Raw genomic sequence first — 23,336 nt, forward strand, 5'->3', positions numbered from 1 at the left:
GCCGTGTCAGGCACATATTCTCCCTATGGGATGGCGCAGAACAGCCTCGAAAACCGCCGCGCGCGCCGGCTATGCCGCCGGGCAAGGGCTGCGCTCTGCCTGGTATACGGCCCAGATGCAGGCCGCCCGCGCCCGCGCCGAAGGGTTCAACCGCCCCGGCGAACCTGCGTTTCAGCCAAGCCGCGGCAAGCCCGACATGGCCGAACTGCGCCGGGCCTTCTTCGAGCTGTTCATCCAGGACCGGGCCAATATCGAGGCCGGCCTTTACCCCGCGCCGCGGGAGCTGGGCCTTGCCCGCTTGCCCGGCGCCCTGAAGTCGGCCCGCGCCTTTCAGCAGGATGTCAAAGCCGTCGACCAGAGGCGTCTTTCCAGAGACGGCAGCGAACTTGCGCGCACGCTGCAGGAAGAAAGCGACTTTCTCCACAGGAATGCCAATCGCTATCCCGAATATTATCTTCAGAACTTTCATTATCAGACCGGCGGCTGGTTTACCGATGAAAGCGCCCGGCTTTACGACACACAGGTGGAAGCCCTCTTCTCAGGCACGGCGGACGCCATGCGCCGCGCCGCCCTCGCGCAGATTGCCATAGAGCTCAAAGGGCGCGACCAGAGACAGGTAAGCCTGATGGATGTCGCCTGCGGCAACGGCCGCTTCCTTGAAACGGTGCTGGGCGTCTGGCCCCGCCTGAATGTCACGGGGCTTGATCTTTCGCCCTCCTACACAGAGGCCGCCCGCGCGCGCCTCGCGCCCTGGCGGCAGGCGGATATTATTCAGGACATGGCCGAGGCCATGCCTGTGGAAAACGCCAGCTTCGACATCGCCGTCTCCATCTTCCTGTTTCACGAGCTTCCCCCGCGCGTGCGCCCGCTTGTAGTCGCCGAGGTGTTCCGTGCACTGAAGCCTGGTGGCCTGTTCATCCTCGCAGACAGTTTGCAGTTTTCAGATCGCCCCGCGCTGGATGGCCTGCTCGAATATTTTCCGCACGGGTTTCATGAGCCCTACTATAAAGACTATCTCGGATGGGCGCTGGACGAGACGCTGACAGAGGCAGGTTTTGTTAAGGAGTGTGGCAATCTTGCCTTCCTTACGAAGGTTACTGCCTGGCGCAAACCGCTGCGCTGACAGCAACATTAAGCGTATGTAATTAATCGTGTTTTTTCAGACACAGTGTCATGGATTTCCTGTCACATAACTGTATGGAAAGGTGGCATACGGATTTTTCATTGCTATCTCGCCGATGCGCTCAGCGCAGTTACTTGGAGATAGCGTATAATGAAAATCGCACTTGCTTCCCTCGCCATTGCCCTCACGGCCGCACCTGCGGCTTTTACTCAGGGTGATGCCGAATTGAGTGGCGCCTACTCGAATGTTGATGTCGGCTCTGCTGATGTCGGCGCACTTACCGGGCGCGGCTCTTACTTCTTCACTCGCAACCTGGGTGTTGAAGGCGAGGCGTCCATTGGTGTTAAAGACGATGATATTGGTGCGGGTACGGTCGAACTCGATCACTCCCTCGGCGCGTTTGGCGTCGTGCGGGCTCCGGTTTCCGATAAATTCCACATGTTCGGCCGGGCAGGCTATGCCACATCCGAACTGAGCGCCAGCGTTCCGGGTCTCGGCTCGGCTTCGGGTGATTTCGACGGCCTCGCCTATGGCGTCGGCGCGAAGTACTTTATCACCGAACGTTTTGGCCTCCGCGGCGACTTCACGAAATATGATGGCGACGATTCTGAGGCTGACGTGATCTCGGTCGGCGCAGTGGTTCGCTTCTAAGCTTTCCCTGCTTACCTCAACTCGAAAACCCCGGCGCAGAACGCGCTGGGGTTTTTTTGTTCATCAGGCAGAAGAGTTAGTGTTCAGTGGCCCGTCTGCCCCCGGTGGCGCAGCTTCGCATCTGCCAGCACACAGGCCAGCATCGCCTCGGCCACCGGCACCGCGCGGATGCCGACGCAGGGGTCGTGGCGGCCAATGGTGCGCACGTCCACTTCCTCGCCATCCCGCGTGATCGATTTGACTTCGTTCAGGATGGAGGAGGTCGGTTTGATCGCGATACGGACGACTATGTCCTGCCCTGTGGAAATGCCGCCCGCGACGCCGCCATTGTTGTTGGCCAGGAAACGCGGCGCATCATTGCCCGCCCGCATCTCGTCGGCATTTTCTTCGCCGCTCATGGAGGCGGCCGCAAAGCCAGCGCCGATTTCGACGCCCTTGGCGGCGTTGATGCTCATCATTGCCCCGGCCAGCTCCGCGTCGAGCTTGCCATAGACCGGCGCGCCCCAGCCGGCGGGAACACCAGAGGCGTGAACTTCGACAATCGCGCCTGTTGAGCTGCCGGATTTACGGACGCTGTCCAGATAGGTTTCCCATTGCGCGGCCATCTTCGCGTCCGGGCACCAGAAGGGGTTGTTCTGCGTTTCCGCCCAGTCCCAGTTTTTCGGGTCGATCATGTGTGGCCCGATCTGCACGACGGCGCCGCGCAGAAGAATGTCCTCGCCGAGCACCCGCCGGGCAACGGCGCCAGCGGCCACCCGCGCGGCGGTTTCGCGCGCCGAGGAGCGCCCCCCGCCGCGATAGTCGCGCACGCCGTATTTCTGGTCATAGGCATAATCGGCATGGCCGGGGCGGTAGCGGTCGCGGATTTCGCGGTAATCTTTGGAGCGCTGGTCGGTGTTTTCGATCATCAGCGAGATCGGCGTGCCGGTGGTGACCGGGCCATCTGTGCGGTCGTCCTCGAACACGCCGGAGAGGATCTTCACCTCATCGGCTTCCTGGCGCTGGGTCACGAAACGGGAAGTTCCCGGCCGCCGCTTGTCCAGGAACTGCTGGATGAACGGAGCGTCCAGCGAAAGTCCTGGCGGGCAGCCGTCAATGACGCAGCCAAGGGCCGGCCCATGGCTTTCGCCCCAGGTCGTGACGCGGAAAAGGTGGCCAAATGTGTTATGCGACATGTGACAGGCTATCCTCTCGCGGCTGCGGGCCTCGTCCTATATGAAAAACGAAGCCTTACAAACCGCGAAAAGGTGGGCCGTCCCATGACGTCTTCTGTAATTCCGCCCAGCCCGAGCGCGGCTGACTATGCCGCCGAGGGCGACCGCCCGCTGGTGCCGGAGACCGATAACCCGATCGGCCTGTTCCAGGACTGGATGGCGCAGGCGCGCGCGAGCGAGCCCAATGATTCCAACGCCATGTCGCTGGCAACGGTCGATGCCGACGGGCGCCCGGATGTACGGATCGTTCTGCTCAAGGGCGTCGATTCGGAAGGGTTTACCTTCTTCACCAATCTGGAGAGCGTGAAGGGCGTGCAGCTTGCCGCAAATCCCGTCGCAGCGCTTTGTTTTCACTGGAAAAGCCAGCGCCGGCAGGTGCGGGTTCGTGGCGGGGTGGCGCCGGTAAGCGCGGCCGAGGCCGACGCGTATTTTGCCAGCCGCGCGGCCCAGAGCCGGATCAGCGCGATTGCGTCGGACCAGTCCCGCCCGCTGGCCGACCGGGCGATCTTCGAGCAGCGGGTGGCCGAGATTTCGTCGGTCTATGGCGACGATAACGACATTCCGCGCCCGCCGCACTGGGGCGGGTTTCGCCTTGTGCCCACCGAGATCGAGTTCTGGCAGGACCAGGCCTTCCGGATGCACGACCGGCTGCGCTTCTACCGCAAGGCCGATGGCGGCTGGGCGACGGTCCGGCTTTACCCGTAACCGCCGCCCTTGGCCTTCAGATGATCTCAGCCCCGGTGCGCTCCAGGATCATGTGGGGGGCCCCGTCGCTGGTGCGGGCCTGCGAAATGCCGGACGCGGAGACCGTGATGGTCACCCGGGTGCGCAGGTTTGAGAAGCTCTCGAACTCGACCACATCGACGGGCGCGTCGAACTGGATCGTCACTTCGAACGCGGCCCCGCCAAAGAGCTCCTTCACCGCCAGAACCCGGCCGGTGAAAGGCTGTTTGAGGTAGCGCCCGGCCACAAGATCGCCGACCTGAAGCGGAATTTCCGGCGCGTTCGACAGGCGCGCCGAAGCGGTATTCCAGTCCCGGTAGCCGAGTTCACGAGCGACCCGTTCGAGCGATTCAGAATGGGAAATGGGCGTGCCGGCGGCCGAAAGCCCGGCGCGTAGCTCGCGGGCACGGGCTTTGGCCTGCGCGCGATTGGTAATCTGGGAAGACATCAGAGGGTCCTTACATCCAGCCGGTCTCAATGAAGCAGGGCTCGCTTTGCTGCAGGACTGGCAGGGTGAGGGATCTCATCTGCTGTCTGATCGGCGCCAACCGGCACCGGGGATCTTCACCTTGAGGCCAAAGCCTTGCGAGCGGCGGGTGTCCCTTGACCCTGGAGCGCCTGATATTCCGGCCCCGGCAAAAGGTCAAGAATTGCCAAGCGGGACGGAGTGGTGAAAAAGGTGGCATCACGGGTGACAAAACACCTTTCGGGATTTTTGGGGGGAACCGCATATGAAACTGGGCTTGCAGATTTTTCTGGGACTTTTTTCGCTGGTGCCGCTGGCGTTTGCCGTGCTGGGTATGGCGAACGGGGCGGCTGGGCTTGATCCTGGCGGGAGCGTTGCGGCGGCGGTGGACAACCAGTTCCGTTATCTTTCGGGGATGTATGTGGTTGTCACGCTGCTGCTCTGGAGCATCATTCCCGAGATCGAAAAGCATTTCCGTACCGCCGCGATCCTCTGCGCCGCGCTGTTCATCGGCGGTATCGGGCGGGTGATTTCGCAGATGGCGGTGGGGCCGGGCGCTTCTTTCCAGGTCTCGGGCATGTTCATAGAGCTGGGCTCGCCGCTGGTGCTGGTGTGGCTCTGGTTTGTGGTGAAGCGGGCGAAGGGCTAGCGCTTGCGGCCGGTACGCGCGGGGATACGATCAGGGCAGCGCCCCGATGATCTGAACACAACCGCTCAGCGCGAAGCACACGCCGACCAGCCTTCGTCATCGGCGGTCAGCCAGTCTGCGACTTTGTAAGGCTCGTCAGTAGCGATGAGGGTGACGCCGTCATCGACGAGGCGCTGGTACTCGCTGCCATCGCCGTCGGCCCAGTACTGGTCGTCAAGGCGTTCGCCCTTGCGGCCGAGGGTGCCAAAGGCGGGTTCGACGCCTTCGTCGAGGAGGCGGGCGAAGGCCGGTGGGTCAGGCTCGCGGGTGCCGGTCCAGGCGATGACATTCGTGCGGTCGACGCCGAGGGCTTCGAGGGTTTCGATGTCGCGGCCGCCGCGCGCCGAGGCGGTCATCATGGCGGTGGGGGCGACGCGGGCGATTTCGGCGGCTTCTTCATCCGAGTAGGAGATCATGATGACATTGCCTTGCGCGCCGGCGGCGACGACAGCGGCCCAGATGTTGGCGAAGGAGGTGGTCTTCTTGCGGTCGAGCTCGACGATGGCGCCGGTTTCCTTTGCCCAGAGCAGCGCGTCGGTGAGTTTGGGCGGGTGGAAGGATGTGACCTTGCCGTCGACATCTTTCAGGCGCTTGCCCGCGATGGCTGACCAGTCGGTGTCGGAGTTATAGCCGTCGCCTTCAATGGTGCGGCCGAAGCGGTCGTCATGATGAAGGAAGAGGACGCCGTCGCGGCTTTCGGCGACATCGACTTCGAAGACGCGGATGCCCTGATCATAGGTATATTGCATCGTTTCAATCGCGTTTTCCGGGTAGCCGGGCGCGAAGCCGCCGCGATGGGCGGCGACGGCGACACCGCCGGTTTCGCGCAGGCAGTCGAAGAGTTCCGGCAGGCGGGTGCTCAGCCCTGCGGCCACGGACGCTGTGGCGGGCTCTGCTGAGGCGGTTTCTGTTCCGGGGCCGCCGGATATTTCAGGCTGGGTGTCAGGCTCGGTTTCGGGCGCAGACGCAGCGCCCTGCGAGCAGGCGGCCAGGACGAGGGCTGAGGCAGCCGCCAGTAGAACTCGGATCATCAGGCTTGTCCTTTCCTTGCGTCAGCGTATTTGCCCGAATAGACAGGGCGTTGATAAATCACAAGCAGAACCCAACGCGGCAGGACCAACAAGAACCGTTCCGGAGGAGAATTACATGAAGGGCATTATGCAGGACTGGCCGCTGACCGTGGACAAGATCCTCGAGCATGCGCGCCTGCAACACGGGCAGCGGGAGATCATCACCCGCCGCGTGGAAGGCAACATCACGCGCACGACCTATTCGCAGCTGTATGACATGTCCAAGCAGGTTTCGACCGCGCTGAAGGATGAAGGCATTGCGCTCGGCGACCGGGTGGCGACGCTCGGCTGGAACTCCGAGCGGCATATGGCGAGCTGGTATGGCGCGATGGGCATCGGCGCGGTGCTGCACACGATCAATCCGCGCCTGCACCCCGAGCAGATCGCCTGGATTGCCAACCATGCCGAAGACAAGGTTCTGATCTTCGACAAGACGTTCCTGCCGATCGTGGAAGCGATCAAGGACAAGCTGGAGACGGTAAAGACGTTCGTGATCTATGCCGGCGCCGACACGATGCCGGAAAATACGCTCGGCGCGATTGCGTTCGACATCTGGATCGACGGGCGCAGCAAGTCCGTGCGTTGGGGCGACTTTCCTGAAGATACCGCCTGCGGGCTTTGTTACACCTCCGGCACGACGGGCAACCCCAAGGGCGTGCTCTATTCCCACCGCTCCAACGTGCTGCACACGCTTGTGACCATGGGCAAGGACGCGATGGGCATGGGGGCGGCCGACTCGGTGATGCCGGTGGTGCCGATGTTCCATGCCAATGCCTGGGGGCTGGCGATGTCCTGCCCGGCGACGGGGGCCAATATGGTGATGCCCGGCGCGCAGATGGACGGGGCGTCGATCTATGAGCTGCTGGATTCGGAGAAGGTGTCGCTGACCGCCGCCGTGCCGACTGTGTGGCTGATGCTGCTGACGCACCTTCAGCAGAATGATCTGAAGCTGCCTTATCTGAAGAAGGTGCTGATCGGGGGCTCTGCGATTCCGGAGAAGATCCTGCGCGCGTTTGAAGAGGAATATGAAGTTGAGGTGATCCATGCCTGGGGCATGACCGAGACCTCGCCGCTGGGCACGCTGGGCGCGCTGCCGCCGCATCTGGAGAAGGCGCCGGTCGACGCGCGGATGAAACAGAAGCTGAAGCAGGGCCGCCCGCCCTTTGGCGTTGAGCTGAAGCTGGTGGATGATGACGGCGAGGATGTGGCGCGCGACGGGCAGGCTTCCGGCCGGCTTCTGGTGCGCGGCGCGGCCGTTGCGGCGGGCTATTTCAAGGGCGCGGGCGGACATGTTCTGGATGCGGACGGCTGGTTTGATACCGGGGACGTGGCGACCATCGACGAGATCGGCACGATGACGATCACTGACCGGGCCAAGGATGTGATCAAGTCGGGCGGGGAGTGGATTTCCTCCATCGACATCGAGAACATTGCCGTGGGCCATCCCAAGGTCGCCAACGCTGCGGCGATCGGCATCTACCATCCCAAATGGGATGAGCGCCCGTTGCTGATCGTTCAGGCGGCGGCCGGGGAAACTCCGACCAAGGAGGAAATCCTCAAAAGCCTCGAAGGCAAGATCGCCAAATGGTGGACGCCGGACGATGTGCAGTTTGTGGACAACATTCCGCTGGGCGCGACGGGGAAGATCAACAAGCTGGCGCTGCGCGAGACGTTCAAGGACTATAAGCTTCCGACTGCCTGAGGCCCCTGATGCAACGAGATGTCCTGTTCCTGCTGAAGCCCGGGTTTCACGATCCGGACCTGCCGGGGCAGGACTTCTATTGCTGGCATTGCGCGCTGATGGAGGGGGTGCTCGCGTCCTTTCCGGATCTGAAGCCGGAGCTGGACGTGCGCCGGATTGCGTTTGCGCGCCCTCGCGCAGATGTGATGGCGCTGATCGGGGAGGCCAATCAGTCCCTTCCCGTGCTGGTGCTGGCTGAGGATGCGCCGGCGGACTTGCCCGCAGCGACGCATGAAGGGCGCCGGTTCGTGAATGAGCCGATGGCGATCCTGGATATCCTGCACAGGCGGCACGGGTATCCGCGCGCGCATCCGTGAAGCGAGAGCCCATTGCCGGTTTCGCAGAACAGGCTAGGTTGCCGCCGGAAACGGGAGACGCCTGATGGTTGACGATACGGGAACGGGTACGGGGACGGCGAACGCCTCTGCCGGATGGCGGGGCAAGCTGGCGGGCTTTGCGCTCGGGCTGTCGATCTTTTCGGTGGCGTGGTTTGCGATTGCGGCCATCGGCACGAAGCTGGGCGCATGGGGCTGGCAGTTTGGCCTTGGCGTGATGACGATCCAGTGGGGGCCGATGCTGATCCTGGCCGCCGGCGTTGTCGCCGTGATCGCGGTGATCGTGGCGCTGATCAAGGCGCCGCGAAAAAAGGCGCTGATGCTGGCGCTGGGCGCGGTGCTGATTTCCGGGCTCGCGCTGGGGCGGGTTGCCGCGTTTGGCGGGACGGCCGAGCGCCTGCCGCCGCTGCACGACATTCAGACAGACTGGGCCGACCCCATCCAGCCGAGCGCGGCGCTGCTGGCCGACCGCGAAGCGACCGGCGCGCTGAACGCGGTTGAAGACGCGCCGGTGATCCCCGAGGGCGCCAATGCGCGCTGGCCGGGGCTTGGCGGGCGGCTGGTGTCCGAGGTTCAGGAAGAGGCCGAGTTCGTGCCCGGCGAGCAGAAGTCGCCCAAGGCCGCGCCCTATCCGCATCTGGCGCCGCTGATCGCGCCGGGCAGCGTGGAAGACGGCTATGCCGCCGCGCTGGCCGCAGTCGAAGGCAAGGGCTGGGACGTGGTTCTGGCCGCGCCGGAGGAAGGCCGCATCGAGGCAACCGAGACGAGCTTCTGGTACGGCTTCAAGGATGACATTCTCATCCGTGTACAGCCGGACGAGGCGGGCGTGCGCATCGACGTGCGCTCAGTCAGCCGCGTGGGGCTTTCAGACCTTGGCGTTAACTCCAAGCGCGTGCGCGACCTGCTGGACGAACTGGAAGTGCGTCTGAACAAGGCCGCGCCTGCGGCGGAGTAATAATTACTCCTCGCTGGCCATCGGGTCGGCCCAGGTCTGCATCGTGTCTTCAGTGATGAGGCTGCGGTTAGGCTCGGCGCCCCAGCACATCTGCGAGCAGGAGCCGGCGTGGAACTTGCCGGCATCATCCTTGGAGACGGCGACCGCGTTGAGGCTGTCGAAAGCGAAGTTCACCCCGCAGGCGGCCGAGCTGGAGGAGGAGCGCACCATCACATATTTGGGCATGTCGCCTTTCAGGTTGCGCGTGACCTTGAAGAGGTGGATCAGCTCGTTCTGCTGGGGCACGCCGAATTCTTCGCCCGATTGCAGGTCGCCGGTGGTCATCTTGCGGGTCGACAGCAACTCTCCGACGAAGGCGCCGGCGGTGTATTCGCTTTCCAGCAGCGGGGGCTGGCTGTCACAGGGCATGCAGCGGCACGCCAGGGCGGCGGGGGCAGCGAGGACGGCAAAGGCAAGGGCGGCGAGGGGCTTCAGCATGAGAGGTCTCCTTTGAGCGCAAGCTGCCAGAACGCGCTCAAGTAAGCTAGAGTTCCCGATCATTGCTCTTAAGGGCCCCATCCGGCGGCTCATCCTGAGCGAAGGCGAAGGATGAGCCGTGCGGGGAGTGGCGAGCCTACCGTTTCAGGTTCAGCTCTTCCATCGTGCGGATGGCCTTGGCGGCGGAGACGCGGACGAGGTGGCGGCCTTTTTCGTCGCGCCAGTCAGCTTCCACAAAGCCGGAGGTGCGCCCGCGCGAGATGAGGCGGCCCTCGATCTTGATCAGGCCATTGGGCACCGGGCGGAAGATGCGGGTTTGCAGCTCGGTGGTGGTGAACCACTCGCCCTCTTCCAGCGCGCTCGCCATCGTCATCGAGACGATGTGATCGGAAAGCCCGGCCACCCAGCCGCCGAACACCCGGTCCGGGCCGATGTCGCGGCTGCCATCATTGGGCCACTCATAATAGACGCGGCCATAGGAAACTTCCTTCAGCCATTCGGGCGGGCGGATGCCCATATTGCGGATGCCGGGGGGAAGTTCCCATTCGCCCGAACGCAGGCGTTTGAAGAAGGCTTCCTGCTGGGCGGAGAGTTCCGTACGCGCGGCGCTCATGCCAGCCTCGCGCCATTGGGAACGGGCTGGTCGGGCGAGAAGAGGACGATCTCTCCCGCGCTATCTGCAAAACCAAGGGTGAGCACTTCAGACATGAATTTTCCGATCTGGCGCGGGGGGAAATTGACCACCGCGGCGACCTGACGGCCGATCAGCGCGTCAGGCTCATAATGGGCTGTAATCTGGGCGGAGCTTTTCTTCTGCCCGACACCGGGCCCGAAATCGATGACCAGGCGGATGGCAGGCTTGCGCGCGCCCTCCAGGGGAGCGGCCTCAAGGACCGTCCCGATACGGATGTCTACCTTCAGGAAGTCATCAAAGGTGATTTCAGGCGCGGGCCCCGCGTCCGGCAAGGCGGTCAGGTGCATCAGGTAACCGTTGCGCCCCCGTCGACGACCAGCGTCTGGCCGGTCATGTAGGCGCCGGCCTTCGAGGCGAGATAAACGGCCGCGCCGGCGATCTCTTCGGGCTCTCCGATCCGCTTCATCGGCGTGCCGGCGAGCGAGCGTTTCAGGGTTTCCGGATTGTCCCAGAGGGCCTTGGCGAAGTCGGTCTTGATGAGGCCCGGCGCGATGCAGTTGACGCGGATATTGTCGGGCCCGAACTCGGTAGCGAGGTTGCGGGCGAGCTGGAAGTCTGCCGCTTTGGAGATGTTGTAGGCGCCGATGACCGGCGTGCCGCGCAGGCCGCCGATGGACGAGACGATGATGACGGCGCCATCCTTGCGGGCCTGCATCTGGGGGGCGACCATCTGGATCAGCCAGTTGTTGGAGATGATGTTGTTCTGCAGGATCTTGGTGAAGGCATCATCGGAAATGCCCGACATCGGCCCGTAATAGGGGTTGGACGCGGCGTTGCAGACGACGATGTCGATCTGGCCGAAGGATTTGTTGGTTTCATCCACCAGCGCCTGCAGGTCTTCTTTCGAAGAGATGTTGGCGGGGATGGCGATGGCGGTGCCGTCGCCATGCTTCTTGTTGATTTCGGCGGCGACTTCTTCGCAGGGGCCGGGCTTGCGCGAGGAGATGACGACGCGGGCGCCCTGATCGGCCATGGCCTCGGCAATGGCGCGGCCGATGCCACGGGATGAGCCGGTGATGATGGCCGTTTTGCCGGAAAGATCGAATAGGCTCATGGGGCGCTCCTCTTTGGGCTTTGTTCGGGTTTTCTTTGCGGGCACGCTAAGGCGTACCTGTCAGAATCGCTAGGGGTTCCGTTAGGGAATTTTGGGGCCATGACGGGTGGACGCGCCTCTGCGGCGATTGCGCAACTTTGCCGGGCGGCCCGGCAGGGATAGACCGCGCGGCGATGAAGCGGCCGTTCGCCCCCTCCTTCGCGCGCCTTCTGGCCGTGCTGGCCCTGCTGATCCAGGCAGTGATGCCCTGGGCCATGGCGTCGGCCGCGCAGCGCGCGCCGGATCTGGTCGCCCACTACTGCTCGACCCCCGGCGAAGATCCCGGCGGGGTGACGATCGGCGCGGAGCTTTCCAGGCTGCTCGCCGAGAAGGAAGGCAAGAAGACGCAAGCCGACCCGCCCCATGATTGCGGGGACTGTGTGCTCGGCCAGCCTGTGCCCGTGCCCGAGGCGGTGGGTTTCAAGGTTCCGGCCATGGCGCCGGTGGCCGAAGGTACGCCCCTCTTTGAGGTGCGCTTTGTGGAGACCGCGCGGGGGCCGCCTCTGGGCGCGCGGGCCCCGCCCGCGCCGGCAGATATGTGATTTGAGCGCCGCCCGCTTGCGGGCGGCAATACCGGGCCCGCGCCCGGACACATTCTGTCTGAAGATCAAACACTCATGAAAACCAGATTCAAACGGGGCTCCGCCGTGAGCCTCACTGCGCTGTCGCTTGCTTTCGGGGCTATGTTGCCCGCCTTTGCCGAAGACACGCTGAAAATCGAGGAGACGATCATCGTCACCTCCAGCGCGCGCGCCGTCGATGCGATGGCGCAGGCCGCCGCGACGCCGGGCGGCACCGATGTCATCACCCATGAAGACTATGCCGACCGGTTCCTCGTCTCGATGCGCGACACGCTCGCCTTTTCGCCGGGCGTCTACACCCAGCCGCGCTATGGCCAGGAAGTGCGCATCTCCATTCGCGGCTCTGGCATCAGCCGGGGCTTTCACATGCGCGGCCTGACGCTGCTTCAGGACGGCGCGCCGATAAACCTCGCCGATGACAATGGCGACTTTCAGGAGCTGGAGCCGATCTTCTTCGATCACCTTGAGGTGTATCGCGGGGCGAACGCTTTGCGCTTTGGCTCGGGCACGCTGGGCGGGGCGGTCAATGGCGTCACGCCAACGGGCGAGACCGCGCCGGGGGTTTATGTGCGCGGGGATGTTGGCAGCTTCGAGACCTATCGGGGCCTCGTCTCGGGCGGCATGGAGCGCGGCAAGCTCGACGCCTGGGGCGCCGTCAGCGCCGACACCTCGCACGGGGACCGGGACCATGTGCGCCGGGATTCGGTGCGCTTTCAGGGCAATGTCGGCTATGACGTGACGGATGCCGTGGAGACGCGGTTTTATCTCAGCCTCAACGATATTGATCAGGAACTGCCCGGCGCGCTGACGCTGAGCGACGCGGTGAACAATCCCAGGAAGGGCAACTTCTTTGGCGGTCAGGCCCGCGATATCAAATCCGTCCGTGTGCAGAACCAGACGCGCATTGCGTTGGGCGAGGGTGATCTGGCGATCGGCGTGTGGGTCAATGACAAGGACCTCTATCACCCGATTTTCCAGGTGCTCGATTACAGCTATCTCGATAAGGGCGTGTGGGCGCGGTATGACTGGGCGCGTGGGCCGTTTGCGCTGACCGTTGGCGCCGAAGCGCGCGAGGGCGAGACCGATGCCAGGCGGTTCGTGAACAACAACGGCAAGCGCGGCGCGCTGGTCTTCCAGGCTGATCAGGACGCCTGGACGGCGAATGTCTATGCCGAAGGGCGCTATAGTGTCACCGATCAGCTCACCCTGATTGCCGGGGCGATTTATGCCGAAGGCGGACGCGAGCAGCAGCTCAATCTTAATAACGGCCTGCCCGCCGATGTTCTGGGCTCGGCAGAGTTCGATGAGCTGTCTCCGAAATTCGGCGCGCTGTTTGAGGTGTCGCCCGATATTCAGCTCTACGCGAACTACAGCCGCTCGGCCGAGTTTCCCGGCTTCAGCGAGCTGGCGCAGATTGCCGCTTTCGTGCCGGTCGATGCGCAGACAGCCTGGACGGCAGAAATCGGCACGCGCGGACGCGCCGGGATCGCCAGCTGGGACGTGTCGCTCTATTCGGCCGATATTGACGGCGAGATGCTGCAGTTCACGGTGAACCCGGACATTCCCGCCGCCACTTTCAATGCGGACGAGACGGCCCATCGCGGCATCGAGGCGGGGCTGGAGCTGGCGTTTACCGACTGGCTGAGCCTGCGTCAGGTTTATCAGTATTCGGACTTCAGGTTTGAAGGCGATGCTGAGTTTGGCGATAATGCGCTGCCCGTGGTGCCCGAACATGTCTACCGGGCGGAGCTGCGCTTCACGGGCGACCGTTTCACCGTAGCGCCAAACCTCGAATGGGTGCCTGAAGGGGCGTGGGCGGACTATAACAACACCACGCGCACGGACGGATACACGCTGCTCGGCATAACGGGTAGCTACAAGGCGACGGACAAGATCGACATCTTCCTGGATGCGCGCAACCTGGCAGGCGATAAAGCGGCGGGCGACATCTCTGCTGTCATTACGGCGACGTCTGCCTCGGCGATCTACTATCCGGTGGAGCGCCGGGCGGTGTTCGGCGGCATCCGCGCGCGGTTCTGATCTATGCTTCTGCCAGCGCCGGGGAAAACGCCGGCGCTGGTTTTTCTCCCGCTTGCCAGACGGGCGCCTGAAGGCGCAGATTGGCACAAAGTGTGGGAGGTTTATCATGCAACAGATTTTACGCGCCGGTTCTGCCGCGCTCTTGCTTACAGCTCTTTGCGCCTGCGCCAGCGCGGGCGAGACAGCGGCAGGGGCCGCGCCTGCTGCTTATGACGCTGCGCTGGCCGAAAGGCTGGGCGCGGATGAATACGGGATGCGGTCTTATGTGCTGGCCATCCTGAAAACCGGGCCGCAGGACGCTGAAATCACGGATAAGGCCGAGCGCGCCGCGCTGTTTGCCGGGCACTTTTCCAATATGGGACGGCTGGCTGAGGAGGGCAAGCTGGTGCTCGCCGGGCCGCTGGGCGGTGAGGACGGGCGGCGGGGCCTGTTTATTCTGAACACACCTGACATCGAGACGGCAAAGGCGTGGGTGGCCAGCGACCCCACGGTGGAGGCGGGCGTGTTCACGATCGACTACAGCAAGTATTATGGCTCGGCCGCACTGATGCAGGTCAATGAGGTGCATGCTCGCATCCAGAAGAAGGGCGTCACTGACTAGGCGTTCGCCTCAGATCGTGATGCCCCAGGCCTGCATCAGGATTTCGGCGAGTTTCTCGGTGCGGCGGCGCACGACGTCGGAGGTCCAGGCGTCCTGTTCCATCAGGTCGCGCGTCAGGGCAAATTCCTGCCCGCCGCCGCCATTGAAATAGATTTCCTTCTTGGCGCGGTAGTCGAGCCGGTCGGCAAGCTGGTTCACCTTGTTCGTGAGCAGAACAAAATTACCGATCGTGTCGCACTGTTCGCGCCGCTTCACCGGATCGGGCCAGGTGACCATCCAGTGGCTGTCTTCTGTCGGGTTGCGCGGCAGGACGTGTTCGACCGTCGCGTCAGAATCGGGGGGGATCGTGCGCCCGCCCTCAATGGCGGCGTTGAGGCGCAGGGCAATCGCGCGGCGCTGGCCATAGGTGCCGAAACGTGTGGTCAGCCGGTCGCGCAGCTTGCGGGCCTCATCCCGGTTGAGCGCAAACGGGCCGGACTTTGCAAACAGTACACGGTCGTTGCGGATCGCGTCGGTGATGCGGGCGAGCTTTTTGTTCCGGGCCTCGCGCTCCTGCACCATCACCTGCGAGATGTAGGAGAGGCGCTCCAGGCTGGTGAAGAATTCGCCCGCCATCGGATCGGAGAGGCCCCGCTCGACGATGAACTGGATAGCCGGGGCGCGCCAGGTCTTGTGCTCCAGCGCGCGCAGATGGTTGATGCTGTCGAGGATGCCCTGCGTGGCGCCCAGCCCGGTCTCGTCCTGTCCTGTCTCGGTGACGCGGAAGGCGGTCACATAATTGGGCAGCAGCTCGTCAAGGAATTTGCGCGGGTCGATCTTGTTGAGCACGGCTTTCTGGAAACCGGCGAACAGGTCCCCCTTGGGCGAGCGGTCATGGATCACGCGGATCTGGCGCAGCAGGTCGTCAAACGCGCCGCCGCCGAGGATCGCCTCATAGCCCGCCCAGCGTTCGGCATAGGTGTTGGCTTCGGCGGTGGTGAATTTTGCGCGCTGGAACAGCTCGGTCTTGATGATGTCATGAGCGCCCGGCTCCTTGCCGCGCGTATTCAGGACACGGAACACCTTGAAGCCCTGATCCTTGTTGTCGACCACAACGCGGACGAGGGCGCAGCCGGAGGTGACCACATCGGCCAGCGCCCGGCGCCGCTCGGGCGCCATGTCGCGCAGCTCGCGGTGGAAGGCGGCGGCGTTGGCGATGATCTTCTGCTGGCTTTCGCTGTCGCCGGGCTCGTTGTCGAGCTTCAGGGTGGCGCCGGGCGTCTGGATCGTATCGCGGAAAAACGCGCCGACATCATAGTTGAGGGCGATGCGCCAGTTGGCGCTCTCGCCGAGCAGCGGGCGGTCTTCATCTGCGATGAGCTTGTGGAGATCCCTTGAGCGGGCTTCGTCCGTTTCCAGGTCGCGCAGCACGCAGAGCAGGATGGTCAGCGTGGTCAGGCGCTGCTGGCCGTCGACGATTTCCAGATGGCCGGCTTCATCGCCATTCACGAACACCAGCGCGCCGATGAAGTGGGCGATGGAAGCGTCCATCGCGTCGACAAGATCGCCCAGAAGGTCGAGCGCTTCGCGCTCACCCCACGAATAGCTGCGCTGATAATGGGGCATGCGCAGCCGCTCGCCGGGAGCGAACACTTCGCTCAAAGAACTTTCCTGCGCGCGGACGCCAAGTTGCATAAGTCTACCCCTCTACTCGCCCCCTCCCTAGCCCTTGCCAAAGCGGTCCACAACGCGAGATGAACACCCTGCAAGGTTGTTTGGGCAGTAGTGTGACAGGAGAGTAACGATATGCGTCTGGTGCGGTTTGAAGCCGAAGGGCACGTCCGGTTTGGCCATCTGGAAGGCGATACTGTCGTGCCTGTTGCAGGAGACAGCTTTATCGACGCGCTGGAGGGCCGCGAGAAGGGCGCGCCCCTGGCGCTCAGCGTCGTGCGCCTGCTCGCCCCGGTGCCCCGTCCCCGAAAAATCCTGGGGATAGGTGTGAATTATGCCGCCCACGCCGCCGAGAGCGTGAGCTTCATCAACACCGCCAAACCCGAGGTGCAGAAATGGTTCAACAAACAGGCAACGGCGGTGAACGGACCCTATGATCCGGTCCACCTTCCCAGGGTTTCCAGCCAGCTCGATTATGAGGGTGAGCTGGTCGCGGTGATCGGCAAGCATGGCCGGCATGTGCCCGCTGAAAGGGCCATGGAAATCGTTGCAGGCTTCTGTATCGGTTGCGATTATTCGGTGCGCGACTGGCAGAAGGCCAGCCAGACGATGATCATGGGCAAGGGCTTTGACACGCACGCGCCGTTTGGCCCCGCGCTGGTGACGCCGGATGAGCTGGGCGATATTTCAGACCTCGAAATCCGCAGCTTCGTGAACGGCGAATTGCGCCAGTCCGGCCGCCCGCGGGACATGATCCACGATGTTGGCGCCCAGATTGCACATCTTACGGCGGCCTTTACGCTTGAGCCTGGGGATGTGATCTTCACTGGAACCCCGGCCGGAGTCGGCGCGGGGTTCGATCCGCCGAAATGGCTGAAGGCAGGTGACCGTGTACGCATCGAGATCGACAGGCTGGGCCACATCGAGAACGCCATCGTTCCCGAGCCTGACACAATGCGAATCGGTTGATCGGAAGCGCCGGTTTGGGGGGCAGTCTGAGGGTCGGTCCGGGGGGCAGTCTGAGGGAACGACGGGGCCTCGCCTTTTGGGCAAGGCCCCCGTCTCCCCCGAGATCGCCCCCGCTCCGGCCAGCACTGGCCGCGGACCGGGGGACATCTCACCTGGGAACACGCCTTGGTTAACCTTTGAAAATTCCTCTGTCCACGCGCCTTCTGTAGCCAGAACATCAGGAAACGCCCGGTTGTGGCTGTTTTGCAACGGTTTGCGGCGCGCTTGCCGGGAGGGGCAAATCAGGACAATTCCGAGCAATTCGTTAACCAATTTCGCCTTATTTTTAAGATTGATGGGCTGTTTGCGGGTGCTGACCTGATGACTTTTTTATTGTTCCTCCTTTATCTCGCCGTGGGCGCGGGGGCCGGTTACGGGCTCTTTTCGCTGACCACGGTGGGTTTGCCGCTGTCGATAGCGGGCGGGGCGGTCACTTCAGCCATCCTCACCCAGATCCACGTTCTGGTGCGCACCAGCCGCACCGAAAAGAAGGTCGAGGCCCGGATCGAAACCGTCGAGCGTGAGGTGACCGATACGGCCCGCCGCGTGAACGTGCTCGATGCCCGCGCCGAGGCCATCGAAGAGACGATGAAGATCGAGCTGACCGAGCGCCGCGACGCGCTGGTCAACGAGATGCGTCAGCTCGAAGGCCTGATCGACAAGCTGACCCGCAGCTTCGAGACGCGCCTGTCTGACAGCACGGCGCTGGCGCACGTTGAGCCGGTGGAAGATGCCGCGCTGCGCGATGTGCGCGATTCGCTCAAAGACGGCCGGGTGGACCTCCACCTCCAGCCCATCGTGTCGCTGCCCCAGCGCCGGGTGACCTTCTATGAGGGCTTCACCCGCCTGCGCCGCCCCGATGGCAGTCACATCACGCCAGCTGACTTTCTGGACGCTGCCCGCCGGGCAAACCTGATGGGCATCATCGACAATTTCATGCTGTTCCGCTGCGTGCAGATCGTGCGCCGCCTGGCCGAGCGTGACCGCCGCGTCGGCGTGTTTTGCAACATCTCGTCGATCTCGCTGGAAGACCCGACCTTCTTCCCGATGTTCCTGGCCTTCATGACTGAGAACCGCGACCTTTCCGGCTCGGTGATCTTCGAGATCCGGGCGGACCGGTTCGAGAGCCGCTCGCCGACGATGCGCGCGAATATGGACAAGCTGACAGCGCTCGGCTTCCGCTTCTCCATCGACCATGTGACGGGGCTCGACCTCGACCTGCCGCGCCTCCAGGCGGCGGGCGTTCGCTTCGTGAAGGTCAATGGCAGCCAGCTCATCGACCAGCTTCGCGATCCGCAGGGCCCGCGCCCGGCGACCGCGCTCAACCGCAAGCTCTCGGCGCATGAAGTGGGCGCCGCGTTCTCGCGTTACGGCATCATGCTGATCGCCGAGAAGATCGAGGACGAGGCCAGCGTGGTCGAGATTCTCGAATACGAAATTCCCTTCGGCCAGGGGCACGTGTTCAGCGCGCCCCGGCCCATCAAGTCGTCCTTGATGGAAGACACAGCGCCCCCGCGTGAGTTGATCGAGCGTCTTTCGAACTATCACTGACCCGGCCGCGGCGCGGGGGCTTGATTCTGCCAATATTTGAGTGCTCCCTGACCGCCACACGCCAAGTGGAGGGACACCATGCGCCGGGTATTTGCCGTTATTTCCGCCATCCTGCCGGCCGTCGCCGTGGCGTGTGTGTATGCGCCCGAAGGCCCGCCACCTGAGCCGGTCGCTGCGCTGGCAGCCCCGGCGGCGCCCGCGCCCGTCCCCACGCGCTTCGTCACGCTGACGGCGACCCTGCCGCATGCCCCCAGCGAAGGCCTGCCGCCTTCCGTGCTCGACCCCATCGAAGAGGGCACGCCGCTGCTGCTCGACCTCACGCTGATGCCGCCGCTGACCCCCTCACTACGCCAGAGCGACGGCAAATATGCCCTCGCCGAGACCTGCGATTTCGGTGTGGTGGAGGCCGGCGCGGTTTCGCTGCCGACCGGCTCCTATCACATGCTGATCAATGCCGAGCTGGGTACGCCCGCAGCAAACCCGGCGAGCCTTCTGAGCTGTGAGTATGATGCGAGCCTGATGAACGAAGACAGCCCCGGCGCGCGCTGGCGCCTGCGGGGGTGTTTCCTCCCGCAATCGGTGTCGATCCCGACCGCCACGCTCTGGGCGCTGAGCCCGCTGCCAGCGAGCGCCTGCGGTATCGGGAATTGATCGGGGGCAATTGACCAGCGCCCGCGCCCGGCCTAGCTCGCTCCCCCATGACAGCTCCGCTTTTCCCGACCGGCCTCGCCGGCCTCGCTGACCGCTATGACACCATCCTCTGCGATGTGTGGGGCGTGATCCATAATGGCCGCGCCGCCTTCACCGAGGCCTGCGACGCGCTGGTGAAGTTCCGCGCTGGGGGCGGCCGGGTTTGCCTCATCACCAACGCGCCGGTGCCCGAGGCCCAGGTCATCCGCTATTTCGAGCCGCTCGGTGTGCCCCGCGAGGCGTTTGACGCCTGCGTCTCCTCAGGGGATGCGACCCGCTACGAGCTCTCCCAGCGCCCCGGCAAGACCGTCTGGCGCCTCGGCGGCGACGAGGGCTGGGAGCATGACCGCCACCTCTATGAGGGCCTCGACCTCAAATTCGACGACAGCGCGGCGGCCGACATCCTCCTCTGCATCGGCATGCGCGACATGCTGAACGACCAGCCCGAGGATTACCGCGCCGAGCTGAAGGTTGGCGTGGAGAACGGTCTGCCGATGCTGTGCGCCAACCCCGACAAGCAGGTGCGCGTGGGCGGCAAGCTCTACTGGTGCGCTGGCGCCTTGGCCGATGTGTACGAGGATCTGGGCGGGCAGGTGATCTATCCCGGCAAGCCTTATGCGCCGATTTACAAGCTGGCGCTGGAGCGGGTGGCCGAGATGGGCGCCCCGGCCAGGAACGTCCTCTGCATCGGCGACAGCCCCGCCACAGACGTGCGCGGCGCCAGCAAACAGGGCTTCCACAGCCTCTATGTCGGCACGGGCCTCAAGCAGCACGGAGCGAATTTCGAAGCCGAGGTGACCGATCTGCTGGCCGATTATGGTGAACAGGCTACTTACGCCATGACAGGGCTCAGATGGTGAGCAAATTCGGCGGCCCGCCGCGCCTCGCAGGCGAGCAGGGGTGACGGCGGCTTCGGCCCCGTGTAACGGACTTCAGGACAGAGAATCAGGGAGTAATCCGGCCGCATGACACAGTTCACCGGTTACAAATACGAAGACCTCCAGATCGGCCAGGCGCACGAGACCGTGCACACGATCACGGAGAACGACATCCAGCGCTTCGCCGAGGTTTCCGGCGATTACAACCCGCTGCACATGTCGGACGAATTCGCCGCCAAGACCGTCTTCGGCAAGCGCATCGCCCATGGCGCGCTCACGGCAAGCTATATCTCCGGCATCCTGGGCAACAATCTGCCCGGCCCCGGCGCCATCTTTGTGGGCCTGTCGATGCGCTTCAAACGCCCCGTCCATATCGGTGACACGGTCACCGTGCGCGCCGAAGTGGCTGAGAAACAGGACCGCGGCAACCGCGTTACCCTGAAAGTCGAATGCATCGTCGAGGGCAAACGGGTCATCACCGGGGAAGCCGACGTGGTCGCGCCCAGCCGGGAGAAGTAATGGCCGTCTATGCCGAATATCGCGGGCTGCCCCAGGCGGCGCGGGGCGCGTCGATTGCGCTGGGTAATTTCGATGGCCTGCATGCCGGCCACCGCGCCGTCATGGACGCCGCCCGCACGGCCGGGCATGGCAAATTCTCGGTCGCGACGTTTGAGCCGCCCCCGCGCGCCTATTTCCGCCCCGGCGATCCGCCCTTCCGCATCCTGCGGCCGGAACGGCGCAACGCGCTGATCCTCAAAGCGGGCGCAGACACGGTGTTCGAGCTGCCATTTAACGGCGAGATGGCGGCGATGACGGATGAACAGTTCGTTCGCCAGGTGCTGGTGGACGGGCTCGGCGTATCGCACATCTCGGTGGGTTTCGATTTCCGCTTTGGCCGCGGCCGCATGGGCCATGCCCAGCGCCTCGCCAGCCTTGGCCGCGCGCTCGGCTTTGGCGTGACCATCGTTGAGGAAGTCTCCGGCCACGGCGCCAAGGCCTCCTCCACCGCCATCCGCCAGGCCCTGATGGCCGGCGAGCCGGATGTGGCCGCAGAGCTGCTCGGCAGCCCCTGGATTGCCGATGGCATTATCGAGCCGGGCGAGCAGAACGGGCGCACCTTCGGCTTCCCCACCGCCAATATGGCGCTCGGCGATCTCATCCATCCCAAGATGGGCGTCTATGCGGTCCGCCTGCGGATCGAGGGCGAGGATGTGTGGCGCGACGGCGTGGCCAATTTCGGCCGCACGCCCACCACCGGCCTGCGCGACCCGCTGCTGGAAACCTTCATCTTCGACTTTGACCGCGAGATTTATGGCGAGCGGGTCGAAGTCCAGCTCATCGCCTATCAGCGCCCGGAACTGAAATTCCCGTCGCTGGACGCGATGATCGAGCAGATGCACCGGGATGCGGCCAAGGCAAAAGACATCCTCGCGGCGCGCCGCTAGAGCCGCCCGGTTCATTCCGGGTGCAAGCCCGGCAACCCCCGGATGCCCCTGGGTTCCCACCATAAAAATTCCGTAATTTTCGGGGAGCCTCACCGCTTCACACCGCGTGCGAAACGGCACAGTGTGAATGGGGACGGGACGCATTACGGGAGGACACCTTGCGCCGGATAGTGACAGTATTGACCCTGCTTGGCGCGGCCGTGCTGCCCGCCCATGCCGATGACAGCCGCCTGCTCACATCGGCCACGCTGGCTGACCTTCAGTCCATCGTCGTGGAAGAGGGCTACACCATCCTCAGCACCGGCAATGACGGCGAAGTTTCCGTCCGGGCCAAAACGGCCGAGGGCCTGGTATTCAACGTCATCGGAACGGTCTGCGACAGCGAAAATGCCGATGGCTGCCTGGGGATCAACATGCAGGTGCGCTATGACGCTGACGGCAAGGAAACCCTTGAGCGGATCAATGACGTGAACCTGATGTGGGCGGCCACATCTGCCTGGTATTCTGTGGGCGGAACCGATGGCAAGACGCCCACCGTGGGCATCACGCGCTATGTCATCCTCGACCGGGGCGCCACGATCGGCAACATCAAGGACAACCTCCTCAATGTGCTCGCCATCGCCCCCAACGCGGCCAACTACATCTGGCAGGCGGGTGAATATGCGCCGGGATATGAGGCTGAATATGAAGACGATGAGGATTACTTCTACGAGGATTGGTGAGCCCTCGCCGAGCCCTGCAGACACCGGGGGCGGCCAGCGCCCAAGGCCGGCAACTTCTGCCTGCACCATAAAAATTCCGTAATTTCCGGGGAGCCTCGCCGCTTCACACTGCGGGCGAAACAGCGCACCGTGGACGTGGATGGGACGCAACACGGGAGGACACCTTGCGCCGTATACTTACATCACTCGCCCTTGTGGCGGCACTTTCCGCGCCTGCGCTGGCGCAGGGAGACCTCACCGCTGATGTCAGCCTCGCCCGCGAAGACCGGCAGGTGCGATCGGTTTTCCTGGCAGACCTCAAAGCGGTCGTTGCGCAGGCCGGCTACACCATTTCCAGTGTGGGCGATAACGGCGCGGACTCCGTGCGCGGCGTCACTGCCGATGGCCTGATCTTCAATGTCGATGGCGCCGTCTGCGAGAACGAGATCCGCCCCGGCTGTCTCGGCATCAACATCAATGTCCGGTATGACGGCGATGACCGGGTAACCTATCAGAAGATCAACGACGCCAATCTGATGTGGCCGGCCGTTTCTGTCTCGGTTGAGGGGAATATGGGCGAGACGGGCTCAACCGTAGTGATCACGCGCTACGTCATCCTCGATGGCGGCATGACCATGCGCAACGTGTCGGACAACCTCACCAACGCGCTCGCCATTGCCACCAGCGTGGCCGATTATGTCTGGGAAGTGGGCGACTATGCGCCCGGCGCCGAGGATGAGTACGACGGGGATTGGTAGGCCCGCGCCCGCAGGGGTGACAGCGCCCCGCCAGTCATGCTAACCGCCCCGGTCATGGAACAGGCCCGGACGTGCAAAATCATACGAATTAGCGGCCCGGCCGCCGGCTGAAGCCTTTACTTCAGCGGTGGCCGGGTAAAGTTCGTTTGCCCCCGTTTCCAACCGCCGCCCCTGGCTGCCCCATTTGTTGAACGACAGATCCC

26 protein-coding genes are annotated in these 23,336 nt (G+C 63.8%); 18 read left to right on the top strand and 8 right to left on the bottom strand.

Translation table 11 applies throughout. From position 1 onward, the window contains the following. Positions 1 to 25: 25 nt before the first annotated feature. Entirely contained in the window at positions 26 to 1,123 is a 1,098-nt protein-coding gene (locus HNE_RS04100; RefSeq protein ID WP_011645848.1) for a class I SAM-dependent methyltransferase, read from the top strand. Between the two features lie 150 nt (positions 1,124 to 1,273). After that, positions 1,274 to 1,774, top strand: coding sequence for a porin family protein (locus tag HNE_RS04105; RefSeq protein WP_011645849.1), 501 nt, complete (start codon positions 1,274 to 1,276; stop codon positions 1,772 to 1,774). A gap of 83 nt (positions 1,775 to 1,857) precedes the next feature. On the opposite strand, the gene aroC is transcribed toward HNE_RS04105, so the two are convergent. Further along, positions 1,858 to 2,949, bottom strand: coding sequence for a chorismate synthase (aroC, locus tag HNE_RS04110; RefSeq protein WP_011645850.1), 1,092 nt, complete (start codon positions 2,947 to 2,949; stop codon positions 1,858 to 1,860). Between the two features lie 84 nt (positions 2,950 to 3,033). Between aroC and pdxH the strand changes: the two genes are divergently transcribed. Next, a complete protein-coding gene (gene pdxH / locus HNE_RS04115) occupies positions 3,034 to 3,693 on the top strand; it encodes a pyridoxamine 5'-phosphate oxidase (RefSeq protein WP_011645851.1) in 660 nt (219 codons plus the stop codon). 16 nt (positions 3,694 to 3,709) lie between these two features. Here the strand turns inward: pdxH and HNE_RS04120 are convergent, their stop codons facing one another. Then, positions 3,710 to 4,159, bottom strand: a complete 450-nt coding sequence (locus HNE_RS04120) for a glyoxalase superfamily protein (RefSeq protein ID WP_011645852.1) — start codon at positions 4,157 to 4,159, stop codon at positions 3,710 to 3,712. 283 nt (positions 4,160 to 4,442) lie between these two features. On the opposite strand from HNE_RS04120, the gene HNE_RS04125 reads away from it, so the two are divergent. Further along, on the top strand, positions 4,443 to 4,826 hold the full coding sequence (locus tag HNE_RS04125) for a DUF4345 domain-containing protein (RefSeq protein ID WP_011645853.1): 384 nt from the start codon (positions 4,443 to 4,445) through the stop codon (positions 4,824 to 4,826). A gap of 65 nt (positions 4,827 to 4,891) precedes the next feature. Here the strand turns inward: HNE_RS04125 and HNE_RS04130 are convergent, their stop codons facing one another. Beyond that, a complete protein-coding gene (locus tag HNE_RS04130) occupies positions 4,892 to 5,896 on the bottom strand; it encodes a glycerophosphodiester phosphodiesterase family protein (protein WP_083759010.1) in 1,005 nt (334 codons plus the stop codon). Between the two features lie 115 nt (positions 5,897 to 6,011). On the opposite strand from HNE_RS04130, the gene HNE_RS04135 reads away from it, so the two are divergent. The 3 genes from HNE_RS04135 (at position 6,012) to HNE_RS04145 (ending at position 8,966) form a co-directional block, all read left to right on the top strand. Then, positions 6,012 to 7,637 (top strand): fatty-acid--CoA ligase, encoded by a 1,626-nt coding sequence (locus HNE_RS04135; protein ID WP_011645855.1) that lies wholly within the window; start codon positions 6,012 to 6,014, stop codon positions 7,635 to 7,637. Positions 7,638 to 7,645: 8 nt separating this feature from the next. Further along, on the top strand, positions 7,646 to 7,993 hold the full coding sequence (locus tag HNE_RS04140; protein WP_011645856.1) for a DUF3088 domain-containing protein: 348 nt from the start codon (positions 7,646 to 7,648) through the stop codon (positions 7,991 to 7,993). Between the two features lie 64 nt (positions 7,994 to 8,057). Beyond that, positions 8,058 to 8,966, top strand: a complete 909-nt coding sequence (locus tag HNE_RS04145) for a DUF1499 domain-containing protein (protein WP_011645857.1) — start codon at positions 8,058 to 8,060, stop codon at positions 8,964 to 8,966. A 3-nt stretch (positions 8,967 to 8,969) separates the two neighbouring features. On the opposite strand, the gene HNE_RS04150 is transcribed toward HNE_RS04145, so the two are convergent. From HNE_RS04150 to HNE_RS04165, 4 genes are all read right to left on the bottom strand, one after another. Then, complete coding sequence (locus HNE_RS04150) at positions 8,970 to 9,443, bottom strand: hypothetical protein (RefSeq protein WP_011645858.1); 474 nt, start codon at positions 9,441 to 9,443, stop codon at positions 8,970 to 8,972. A 136-nt stretch (positions 9,444 to 9,579) separates the two neighbouring features. Beyond that, on the bottom strand, positions 9,580 to 10,056 hold the full coding sequence (locus HNE_RS17790; RefSeq protein ID WP_011645859.1) for a PaaI family thioesterase: 477 nt from the start codon (positions 10,054 to 10,056) through the stop codon (positions 9,580 to 9,582). Continuing rightward, positions 10,053 to 10,424, bottom strand: coding sequence for a tRNA-binding protein (locus tag HNE_RS04160; protein ID WP_011645860.1), 372 nt, complete (start codon positions 10,422 to 10,424; stop codon positions 10,053 to 10,055). Before HNE_RS04160 ends, HNE_RS17790 begins: the two co-directional genes overlap by 4 nt. Beyond that, positions 10,424 to 11,191, bottom strand: coding sequence for an SDR family oxidoreductase (locus HNE_RS04165; protein ID WP_011645861.1), 768 nt, complete (start codon positions 11,189 to 11,191; stop codon positions 10,424 to 10,426). Before HNE_RS04165 ends, HNE_RS04160 begins: the two co-directional genes overlap by 1 nt. A gap of 173 nt (positions 11,192 to 11,364) precedes the next feature. Here HNE_RS04165 and HNE_RS04170 point away from each other — a divergent pair, with 173 nt between their 5' ends. The 3 genes from HNE_RS04170 to HNE_RS04180 all read left to right on the top strand — a co-directional run bounded on the left by HNE_RS04170 (position 11,365) and on the right by HNE_RS04180 (position 14,452). After that, positions 11,365 to 11,772: a DUF2946 family protein gene (locus HNE_RS04170; RefSeq protein WP_011645862.1), complete on the top strand. Its 408-nt coding sequence runs from the start codon at positions 11,365 to 11,367 to the stop codon at positions 11,770 to 11,772. 75 nt (positions 11,773 to 11,847) lie between these two features. Further along, positions 11,848 to 13,851 carry a TonB-dependent receptor family protein gene (locus HNE_RS04175; RefSeq protein WP_011645863.1) on the top strand — a complete coding sequence of 668 codons (2,004 nt, stop codon included), beginning with the start codon at positions 11,848 to 11,850 and terminating at the stop codon, positions 13,849 to 13,851. Positions 13,852 to 13,957: 106 nt separating this feature from the next. Next, positions 13,958 to 14,452: a YciI family protein gene (locus HNE_RS04180; RefSeq protein ID WP_011645864.1), complete on the top strand. Its 495-nt coding sequence runs from the start codon at positions 13,958 to 13,960 to the stop codon at positions 14,450 to 14,452. A 9-nt stretch (positions 14,453 to 14,461) separates the two neighbouring features. On the opposite strand, the gene HNE_RS04185 is transcribed toward HNE_RS04180, so the two are convergent. After that, positions 14,462 to 16,126 (bottom strand): DUF262 domain-containing protein, encoded by a 1,665-nt coding sequence (locus HNE_RS04185; RefSeq protein ID WP_011645865.1) that lies wholly within the window; start codon positions 16,124 to 16,126, stop codon positions 14,462 to 14,464. Positions 16,127 to 16,237: 111 nt separating this feature from the next. Between HNE_RS04185 and HNE_RS04190 the strand changes: the two genes are divergently transcribed. From HNE_RS04190 to HNE_RS04225, 8 genes are all read left to right on the top strand, one after another. Beyond that, entirely contained in the window at positions 16,238 to 17,071 is an 834-nt protein-coding gene (locus HNE_RS04190; RefSeq protein WP_011645866.1) for a fumarylacetoacetate hydrolase family protein, read from the top strand. A gap of 360 nt (positions 17,072 to 17,431) precedes the next feature. Next, the gene (locus HNE_RS04195) at positions 17,432 to 18,661 is read left to right on the top strand and encodes an EAL domain-containing protein (RefSeq protein WP_148205803.1); all 1,230 of its coding nucleotides are present in this window, start codon (positions 17,432 to 17,434) and stop codon (positions 18,659 to 18,661) included. A 78-nt stretch (positions 18,662 to 18,739) separates the two neighbouring features. Next, a complete protein-coding gene (locus HNE_RS04200) occupies positions 18,740 to 19,312 on the top strand; it encodes a hypothetical protein (protein WP_011645868.1) in 573 nt (190 codons plus the stop codon). Positions 19,313 to 19,359: 47 nt separating this feature from the next. Further along, positions 19,360 to 20,211 (top strand): TIGR01459 family HAD-type hydrolase, encoded by an 852-nt coding sequence (locus tag HNE_RS04205; RefSeq protein ID WP_011645869.1) that lies wholly within the window; start codon positions 19,360 to 19,362, stop codon positions 20,209 to 20,211. 105 nt (positions 20,212 to 20,316) lie between these two features. Next, positions 20,317 to 20,748 (top strand): MaoC family dehydratase, encoded by a 432-nt coding sequence (locus HNE_RS04210; protein WP_011645870.1) that lies wholly within the window; start codon positions 20,317 to 20,319, stop codon positions 20,746 to 20,748. After that, positions 20,748 to 21,674 carry a riboflavin biosynthesis protein RibF gene (ribF, locus tag HNE_RS04215; protein ID WP_011645871.1) on the top strand — a complete coding sequence of 309 codons (927 nt, stop codon included), beginning with the start codon at positions 20,748 to 20,750 and terminating at the stop codon, positions 21,672 to 21,674. The genes HNE_RS04210 and ribF overlap by 1 nt, the downstream gene beginning before the upstream one ends. Positions 21,675 to 21,844: 170 nt before the next feature. Further along, positions 21,845 to 22,396, top strand: coding sequence for a YbjN domain-containing protein (locus HNE_RS04220; protein ID WP_011645873.1), 552 nt, complete (start codon positions 21,845 to 21,847; stop codon positions 22,394 to 22,396). Positions 22,397 to 22,560: 164 nt separating this feature from the next. Beyond that, entirely contained in the window at positions 22,561 to 23,133 is a 573-nt protein-coding gene (locus HNE_RS04225; protein WP_148205804.1) for a YbjN domain-containing protein, read from the top strand. Positions 23,134 to 23,336 lie beyond the last annotated feature (203 nt).

Origin of the sequence: Hyphomonas neptunium ATCC 15444 (genome assembly GCF_000013025.1) — a bacterium.
GTDB lineage: Bacteria > Pseudomonadota > Alphaproteobacteria > Caulobacterales > Hyphomonadaceae > Hyphomonas > Hyphomonas neptunia.

What these genes read in the sequence shown, in the direction of transcription:
- HNE_RS04100 (WP_011645848.1), top strand. Translation starts at nt 26, where the DNA reads ATGGGATGGCGCAGAACAGCCTCGAAAACCGCCGCGCGCGCCGGCTAT.
- HNE_RS04105 (WP_011645849.1), top strand. Translation starts at nt 1,274, where the DNA reads ATGAAAATCGCACTTGCTTCCCTCGCCATTGCCCTCACGGCCGCACCT.
- aroC (WP_011645850.1), bottom strand. Translation starts at nt 2,949, where the DNA reads ATGTCGCATAACACATTTGGCCACCTTTTCCGCGTCACGACCTGGGGC.
- pdxH (WP_011645851.1), top strand. Translation starts at nt 3,034, where the DNA reads ATGACGTCTTCTGTAATTCCGCCCAGCCCGAGCGCGGCTGACTATGCC.
- HNE_RS04120 (WP_011645852.1), bottom strand. Translation starts at nt 4,159, where the DNA reads ATGTCTTCCCAGATTACCAATCGCGCGCAGGCCAAAGCCCGTGCCCGC.
- HNE_RS04125 (WP_011645853.1), top strand. Translation starts at nt 4,443, where the DNA reads ATGAAACTGGGCTTGCAGATTTTTCTGGGACTTTTTTCGCTGGTGCCG.
- HNE_RS04130 (WP_083759010.1), bottom strand. Translation starts at nt 5,896, where the DNA reads ATGATCCGAGTTCTACTGGCGGCTGCCTCAGCCCTCGTCCTGGCCGCC.
- HNE_RS04135 (WP_011645855.1), top strand. Translation starts at nt 6,012, where the DNA reads ATGAAGGGCATTATGCAGGACTGGCCGCTGACCGTGGACAAGATCCTC.
- HNE_RS04140 (WP_011645856.1), top strand. Translation starts at nt 7,646, where the DNA reads ATGCAACGAGATGTCCTGTTCCTGCTGAAGCCCGGGTTTCACGATCCG.
- HNE_RS04145 (WP_011645857.1), top strand. Translation starts at nt 8,058, where the DNA reads ATGGTTGACGATACGGGAACGGGTACGGGGACGGCGAACGCCTCTGCC.
- HNE_RS04150 (WP_011645858.1), bottom strand. Translation starts at nt 9,443, where the DNA reads ATGCTGAAGCCCCTCGCCGCCCTTGCCTTTGCCGTCCTCGCTGCCCCC.
- HNE_RS17790 (WP_011645859.1), bottom strand. Translation starts at nt 10,056, where the DNA reads ATGAGCGCCGCGCGTACGGAACTCTCCGCCCAGCAGGAAGCCTTCTTC.
- HNE_RS04160 (WP_011645860.1), bottom strand. Translation starts at nt 10,424, where the DNA reads ATGCACCTGACCGCCTTGCCGGACGCGGGGCCCGCGCCTGAAATCACC.
- HNE_RS04165 (WP_011645861.1), bottom strand. Translation starts at nt 11,191, where the DNA reads ATGAGCCTATTCGATCTTTCCGGCAAAACGGCCATCATCACCGGCTCA.
- HNE_RS04170 (WP_011645862.1), top strand. Translation starts at nt 11,365, where the DNA reads ATGAAGCGGCCGTTCGCCCCCTCCTTCGCGCGCCTTCTGGCCGTGCTG.
- HNE_RS04175 (WP_011645863.1), top strand. Translation starts at nt 11,848, where the DNA reads ATGAAAACCAGATTCAAACGGGGCTCCGCCGTGAGCCTCACTGCGCTG.
- HNE_RS04180 (WP_011645864.1), top strand. Translation starts at nt 13,958, where the DNA reads ATGCAACAGATTTTACGCGCCGGTTCTGCCGCGCTCTTGCTTACAGCT.
- HNE_RS04185 (WP_011645865.1), bottom strand. Translation starts at nt 16,126, where the DNA reads ATGCAACTTGGCGTCCGCGCGCAGGAAAGTTCTTTGAGCGAAGTGTTC.
- HNE_RS04190 (WP_011645866.1), top strand. Translation starts at nt 16,238, where the DNA reads ATGCGTCTGGTGCGGTTTGAAGCCGAAGGGCACGTCCGGTTTGGCCAT.
- HNE_RS04195 (WP_148205803.1), top strand. Translation starts at nt 17,432, where the DNA reads ATGACTTTTTTATTGTTCCTCCTTTATCTCGCCGTGGGCGCGGGGGCC.
- HNE_RS04200 (WP_011645868.1), top strand. Translation starts at nt 18,740, where the DNA reads ATGCGCCGGGTATTTGCCGTTATTTCCGCCATCCTGCCGGCCGTCGCC.
- HNE_RS04205 (WP_011645869.1), top strand. Translation starts at nt 19,360, where the DNA reads ATGACAGCTCCGCTTTTCCCGACCGGCCTCGCCGGCCTCGCTGACCGC.
- HNE_RS04210 (WP_011645870.1), top strand. Translation starts at nt 20,317, where the DNA reads ATGACACAGTTCACCGGTTACAAATACGAAGACCTCCAGATCGGCCAG.
- ribF (WP_011645871.1), top strand. Translation starts at nt 20,748, where the DNA reads ATGGCCGTCTATGCCGAATATCGCGGGCTGCCCCAGGCGGCGCGGGGC.